This is a genomic window from Rhodococcus sp. BS-15 (genome assembly GCF_000813105.1).
In the GTDB taxonomy this organism is placed as follows: domain Bacteria; phylum Actinomycetota; class Actinomycetes; order Mycobacteriales; family Mycobacteriaceae; genus Rhodococcoides.
Genome location: NZ_BAOX01000263.1, coordinates 1 through 6,997, shown reverse-complemented (window position 1 = coordinate 6,997; position 6,997 = coordinate 1). Strand labels below are relative to the sequence as shown.

Annotated in this window: 3 protein-coding genes and 2 pseudogenes; 3 read left to right on the top strand and 2 right to left on the bottom strand. The window is 63.6% G+C overall.

Annotation, left to right across the window (positions count from 1 at the left end):
• Window positions 1-17 precede the first annotated feature (17 nt).
• Window positions 18-778 (top strand): annotated as a pseudogene (locus RHBS_RS21995) (SDR family NAD(P)-dependent oxidoreductase).
• Between the two features lie 94 nt (window positions 779-872).
• Here RHBS_RS21995 and RHBS_RS21990 read toward each other — a convergent pair.
• Together RHBS_RS21990 and RHBS_RS21985 are read right to left on the bottom strand one after the other, a co-directional pair.
• Entirely contained in the window at window positions 873-2,486 is a 1,614-nt protein-coding gene (locus tag RHBS_RS21990; protein ID WP_035727429.1) for a sigma-54-dependent Fis family transcriptional regulator, read from the bottom strand.
• Window positions 2,487-2,633: 147 nt separating this feature from the next.
• Window positions 2,634-4,150, bottom strand: a pseudogene (locus RHBS_RS21985) (aldehyde dehydrogenase).
• A gap of 168 nt (window positions 4,151-4,318) precedes the next feature.
• Between RHBS_RS21985 and RHBS_RS21980 the strand changes: the two are divergent.
• Window positions 4,319-5,872: a GMC family oxidoreductase gene (locus tag RHBS_RS21980; RefSeq protein ID WP_006368929.1), complete on the top strand. Its 1,554-nt coding sequence runs from the start codon at window positions 4,319-4,321 to the stop codon at window positions 5,870-5,872.
• 259 nt (window positions 5,873-6,131) lie between these two features.
• Complete coding sequence (locus RHBS_RS28580; protein ID WP_187298593.1) at window positions 6,132-6,275, top strand: hypothetical protein; 144 nt, start codon at window positions 6,132-6,134, stop codon at window positions 6,273-6,275.
• Window positions 6,276-6,997 lie beyond the last annotated feature (722 nt).

Genomic DNA, 6,997 nt, shown 5'->3' with positions numbered 1-6,997 from the left:
ACAGAAGGGAATCAGCCATGGACGTCTCCGGCTCCTCCGTCATCGTCACCGGTGGCGCATCCGGCCTCGGCGCCGCCACCGCGAAGCGCTTCGCCGATGCCGGCGCCACCGTCTTCGGCCTCGACCTGCAGCCGTCGATCGACAAGGCCCGCCCCCGGTCGAGAACGTGCACCTCGTCGCGACCGACGTGACCAAGGAGGACGAGGTCCTCGCCGCGATCGCCGAGGCCGTCAAGGCGGGCCCGCTGCGCGTGGCCGTCAACTGCGCCGGCGTCGGCTGGGCGGGCCGCATCCTGTCGAAGAACGGCCCGCACGCGCTGGACCTGTTCCAGACGGTCATCAACATCAACCTGGTCGGCACGTTCAACGTGATGCGCCTGGCGGCCGACCAGATGAGCAAGCAGGAGGCCGTCGACGAGCAGGGCTCCCGCGGCCTCATCGTCAACACCGCGTCGGTCGCGGCGTTCGAGGGTCAGATCGGCCAGATCGCCTACACCGCGTCCAAGGGCGGCGTGCACGCCATGACCATCACCGCCGCGCGCGACCTGGCGCAGTTCGGCATCCGCGTGAACACCATCGCCCCCGGCACCATCAACACCCCGATGCTGGCCGGCGTGACCCCGGAGTTCAAGAAGACCCTCGAGGCGGGCATCCCGTTCCCGTCGCGCCTGGGCGAGCCGAGCGAGTACGCGCAGCTGGCCTACTTCCTCGCCGAGCACGACTACATCAACGGCGAGACGATCCGCATGGATGGCGCGCTGCGGATGGCGCCGCGCTAGATCTGCAGTTCCTCCGCCGGCGTCGCCCCGACCGCGTCCGACAGGACGAGGAGCGGGGCGACGTCACCGTCATGTCCATCAGTACCGCTTGTACCTAGATTCCGATCTTGAGCGCTCGCATACGGGCGTAAAGCGTCGTGCGGCTGATCCCGAGATCCTTCGCTGCGCGTGCCTTGTTGCCGTCGTGGACCTTAAGCGCTTCGATGATCGCGATCCGCTCCGCTCGTTCGCGTCCTGCCAGGTTCCGAGTTCGAGTAGTTGTCCGGTAGGCCTGGGGGAGATCTCGCACGGTTACGTCGCCGCTGTTTCGTCGTTTCAGTACGTCAACCATCACTGCGCGCAGTTCGTGCAAATTTCCGGGCCAAGCTCTCGTTGCGAGTGCTTCGATCACGCTCGGGAGCAGGCGGATGTCGGCCTGCGGCTCGATGTCCTTTACCAAATGCATTGCCAGCGATTCGATTTCGCCCGTGCGATCCTGCAGGTCGATGAGCTCTCGTTGCTCGACGACCATCGATGCGAGTGCCAGGTGTGGCCCCTGCAGGTCTCGCACAGGACATGAGGTCAGGACGATCGCGTGGCCCGCAGAGACCACGTCGACGACTAGCGGAATCAGTGAGCAGGGGAGAAGGTCGATGTTCTCCAGACCCACAGTCGCGTCGCTTGCGAGGATCTCCTGCAGGCGGCTGGCCCAGGCGCGTTCACCGAACGTCACCGCGTCCGCTGAATCGAGGAAGAGCGCACCCGGCCGCAGTCTGCGAGCTTCCGTGGTGCGGCCTGTTCCTGCGGTGCCATGGATCAGTACAGGCCCCATCTGAATGGCCGCGCTATCCGTGGCGTGGGCTTGTGAGGTCACCGACTGGGGTGGCGTCTCGGTGCGATTGAACCGGAAGAGTGTGCCGTCTGTAGTGCCGTCGATTCGGGTGAGGTGAACATCCACCTCGAGGCCGGAGCTCAGGCGCACTCTGGTGTGCCGGTCCGAGCTACAGTCGAGCTCTGCGGCAAGCAATCTCATCGATGCGTAGTCGCCGGGCGAAAGCAGATCGACCGCAGCCTTGTTCGTCAGAACGACATCGTCACCGAATGCGGCCAGGGCCCGATTGCGAAGAGTGGACTCGGCTTGAAAAGCTCGCATCAACAGTCGCTCTGAGGTGCCGGCCAGATCGACGAGGCGTAGTTGGATGTCCTCGACGGCTCGCACGAGAAAAGGGGCCAGGAGCGGGTTGGCATCGCCTGTCGTGCAGCTGATATCGAGGACGCCCTCTATGCGGCGGGATACCGGGCTGATGATCGGGTGTCCGTAGCACGAGTAGGGCTTGAATGGTTCGATGTAGTGTTCCTCGCCGTTGATCGCGATTCCGCGGCGGATCTCGAGCGTTGTGCCTATAGCGTTCGTGCCGATCACCTCCTCGGCGCCAGTCGCGCCCGGGCGGATACCCAGATCGTCGAGGACGGCCTCAAGTCTGCGATCGGCAAACCAGCGATACACGATGCGTCCCTGACGGTCGGCCAAAATTAGGTTGTATCGGGTGTCAATCAGTCTTTCTGCAAGCTGGTCGAGCACAGGAACCGCGGCCCGGAGCAGCCGGCTGGTGGGGTCAATGTCGATGTCCGGGTTGGCGAGTCGAGGGCCCGCGGTTGCGACGCCACTGAGTATCGAACGGTGCCAGGACATAGCGATCTCCGGGCGTTCCGGTGAGGAGACGCTCATCACACAAGCATAGGCGTGTCTTCGAGTTCGGAAGGTCAATTCGCGAATCGGGCCGCGAAACTGGATGATGCGGGGGCGCCGCTCTGGCCCACGACCGGCGGCAGCGCAGGACGTGGGCCAGAGGAATCGATCGAACAGCAGGTGCGCTCAGCCCAGGAGTGCTGGCGGCGGCAAAACGAGGCCGAAGCCTCGCTTCGTCCAGTCGTTGTCCTTGGCCTGGTGGACTGTCTTCACCTGTGTGTACTCAGCGAGGGCGTTCGGGCCGACCTCGCGTCCGATGCCACTCTGCTTGTATCCGCCAAACGGGTTTAGCGGGAAGCCCGCGTGCCAGTCGTTGACCCACACGGTGCCGGCCTCAAGCTGGTTCGCCACGTCCAACGCGCGTTCGGGCGAACCCCAGACGCCGGCGGCGAGGCCGTAGTCCGAATCGTTGGCGATTTCGATGGCTTCCTCGACGGTGTTGTAGGGAATTACCACGAGGACGGGACCGAAGACCTCTTCGCGGGCGATCCGCATTCGATTGTTGACGCCAGTGAGGATGGTGGGAGCGACCCAGGCGCCGTTGGCGAAATCGGGGCCGCCCGGCACGGTGCTTGATACGCGAGGTTTGCGCCTTCCCGCAGTCCGATTTCGATGTAGTCGGTGACCCGCTTCAATTGGTCCAGTGAGGCGACGGGCCCCATATCGCTGGCCGGATCGTTCGGATCGCCGATCCGGATGTCTTTTGCGCGGGACACGAGTCGCTCAACGATCTCGTCGTGACGTTCGGCCGGCACGAGAAGCCTGGTGCCAGATTCGCAGACCTGGCCTGCGAACATCAGGAAGGCGTAGAGCGAACCGTCGATCGCCATGTCCAGGTTTGCGTCGTCGAGAATCACGTTCGGCCCCTTACCGCCAAGCTCAAGCGTGACTCGTTTCAGGTTGTCCGAGGCGGCCTTGTGGACCAACTTCCCGACGGCTGTCGAGCCCGTGAACGCGATCTTCCGTACATCAGGATGGCTACTCAGATGGGCTCCGACTGTCTCGCCCGGCCCTGTGATGACGTTGAGGACCCCGGGCGGAAGGCCGGCGTCTTCAGCGGATTTCGCCAGTTCGAGCAGAGTGAGGGGGGTGTTCTCATCGCACTTCAGGACAAACGTATTGCCTGCCGCGAGTGCGGGGCCAACCTTCCACCCCGCGAGAACCAGCGGAAAGTTGAACGGCACAATTCCTGCGCAGACCCCGATCGGTTCTCGCCGAAGGACGGCACGCACGTCTTCGGTCTCGGGAACGAGTGGATTGGGCTCTTCAGGCTGGAATGCTCGGGCCAGGTTTGCGAAGAACCGGAGGTTGGCTGTGCCGAGTCCAATGTGGAATGCGTTCGCGATACGGACGGTCACCCCGTTCTCTCCGGTGGCGAGCCTCGCCAGTTCAGACGCCTTCGCCTCCATGCTGTCCGCCATACGGTCGAGAACATCGCCACGTTGCTCAGGAGTCATCCGGCGCCACGTGCCCTCCTCATGGGCCGCCTTGGCGGCAGCGACCGCGGCGTCGGCGTGTCGGACCTCGCCAAACGCCACCGTCGCGGTGACATTTCCCGTTGCAGGGGAGCGGACTTCGTACTGTTCGGACGCTTCGATCCATTGCCCGTTGATGAACATGTCGTAGTGCGGCGTGTTGCTCACAAAAACCTCCAAGCGGTCGGAAGACGATCAGGAGTCACGGTAAGAGCGCATCGACCGTGCGATGTGTTCAGTTTCTGAACACTTTCAGAGCTTCGGCTGCTCCTAACGTCAGGCCGACCGAACTCAGGACCGGCAAGGCCGGTTCCGTGTCGAGCCAAAGGAGTAACTATGGAAACCTATGAATACATCGTCGCTGGAGCAGGTTCAGGCGGTTGCGCCGTGGCGGCGCGGCTGGTCGAAGGCGGTGCCAGTGTCCTGCTACTTGAGGCTGGCCCGGCCAATGACACCCCCGAGGTTCAGATCCCGGCAGCGTTCGCCCAGCTGTTCCACAGCGATCGTGACTGGGACTACCGCACCGAGCCGGAACCTACGCTCGACGGACGAACCATCTACCAGCCGCGAGCGAAGACCATGGGCGGCTGCAGCTCGATGAACTGCATGGTGCACCTTCGTGGTTGCAGCGAGGACTACGACAATTGGGCGCAGTACGGCGTCGAGGGGTGGGCGTGGTCCGATGTCGAGCCCTTCTTCGACAAGTCACCTCTCGGATGGCGCGAGTTGCCCTCTCCCGATCCTCTGAGCGAGGCGTTCGTCGAATCGGCAGTCGCGGCGGGCATCCAAGAGAACCCGACGCATTTCGGGCCCAATCTCGACGGCGTGAGCCTCTCCAAGACCACGACGCGTGACGGGCACCGCTACGACGCCGCAACCGCATATCTCGGCCCCCTGAGCAACAACTCGCTGCTCCAGATCGTCACGGGGGCGCTCATTGACAAGGTCATCGTCGAGGACGGAGTCGCCACAGGCGTGCGCTACCTGATCGATGGACAGCCCGTCGAGAGTCGCGCATCGCGCGAAGTCATCGTGAGCGCAGGTGTGTTCGGCACACCCGAGATCCTGCAACGATCCGGTATCGGTCCCGCAGACCACCTGAGCGCTCTCGGGATCACTCCTGTCGCGGACCTTCCGGCGGTAGGTGCAAATCTCATGGATCACCCTATGACGCTGATGAATTGGGAGATCGAAGGCGATCAAGTCGGCCTGTTCGATGCAGACGATCCGTCCTACGTGGCGATGTGGGCCGAGGAGGGGAAGGGGAAACTCACAAGTAACGTGGCCGAGGCCACGGCACACGTACGAACAGAACCAGGCCTTCCGGCACCTGACTTCCAGATCGTGTTCGTGCCGTCCTACTTCCGTGAGCATGGCGCCCAAGTCCACGACAAGCCGGCATTCACTCTGGGGCAGTCCTATTGGACTCCGACCAGCGTCGGAACCGTACTGATCGCGTCGGCTGACCCCCAACGGCGCGCACAAGTGCACCTCAACCTTCTGTCGGATCGGGCTGAGATTGCCGCAATGATCAGGGCAATCCGGCTCAGTAGAGAAATCGTCAGTAGCGGACCCCTTGCCAGCCATGCCGGCGTCGAGCTTTCCCCTGGTCTGCAGATCGACTCCGATGACGACCTCGAGGCGTGGATCCGTGCCAACGTCGAGCACACGTACCATCCTTCGTGCACGGTACGGATGGGTACCGACGGTGCGCTCGACTCACAGCTGCGGGTACGCGGCGTGGCCGGTCTGCGAGTTGCCGATGCGTCGGTGTTTCCGGTCATTCCGCGTGCGAACACCAACATGCCCGCAGTGGTGGTTGGCGAGCGCTGCGCCGACTTCATCATCCGGTCGAAGAAGGCCGCGGAGTCGGTTGCTGCAGCCCGATAGTCACGCTCCGGCGGTAGGTCGGAAGTCCTGGATTCGGCCGTTGCGAACGAAGCAGTGATCCGTCGCACGTAAGAACCTCGTGGTGCAGTCGTCAGAAACGCGACGAGCACCACGAGGTTCTTGCTTTGTGGCAGTCCTCGCGTGACCGTCGTGCCCACCAGCGATTGTCTGGAGCTCGCGCGTGGGCGACTGTCATGCCCGTAACATTCTCTTGAGCGGACCTTCAGGATTGGAGCGCCACGGAGATCGCGCGCCGCGAGTGACCACCGCCGGCGAATGCGCTCATCCGGTGTTCGCCCTGGTCTATCGTTGGGGGATGGGCCTCGATGAATTCGACTGGCTTCTCGATCGGCCGTCCGACGAACAGAACCAAACCGTCTCGCCATACCGACGCGTCTTCTGACCGTGGCGGATGATGAGTTCTTCGACGGCGTAACCCGCTACCGGCGTGGGTCGAAGCGTGGATGGCGCAATGCCGCGCAACGCATCGTGCCCAGCGAGGCGAAGTACAGCCGAGTGGCGAGAGGTGGACCTTATGGGCCGCGCATTTCGGGGACAATCAGAATCACGACGACTAGCACCGGCCTACGCACCGAAGTCACGCTCTTGTCGGTGTCCCGAATTCGAGCGGAAACCTTCGTCGATCGGTCCGCTACGGAGGTGTTTGAGCGCCTATCCTGACGGCACACGCCACACGGAACCAGGAAGGATGCAGCGCGTGCATCGACGCAACAGCCTGTCTGCCTCATCCGAAGCGTGTTACACCGTGGGCACAGAGGCGCTCGCGGTCACCGTCGCAGAGCTTGAAAGCTCCTGGACAACCGAGCTCATCGCGACGACAGCCTTTCGATGCACGGAATGCGGGACCAAGGTGCACCCGACGGCACTCGGCTCGACCAAGCTTTCGCCGTCGTTTCGTGCGGGCAAGGATCCCGGACACAGCGGCGACTGCTCGAGACGGCCACGTGAGGTCGACGCAGTTGACGATCACGGCGGACCCGGGACGGCCGTCGTACCGACCGAGCTCGTCCTACTTGGTCATGTCGACGATGAACACAGCCAAGGCCAACGGCCCGCGGGCACCGTCGTTTCGCAGCGGCCGGGTCCCGGTGGCCGGCGGCGCCA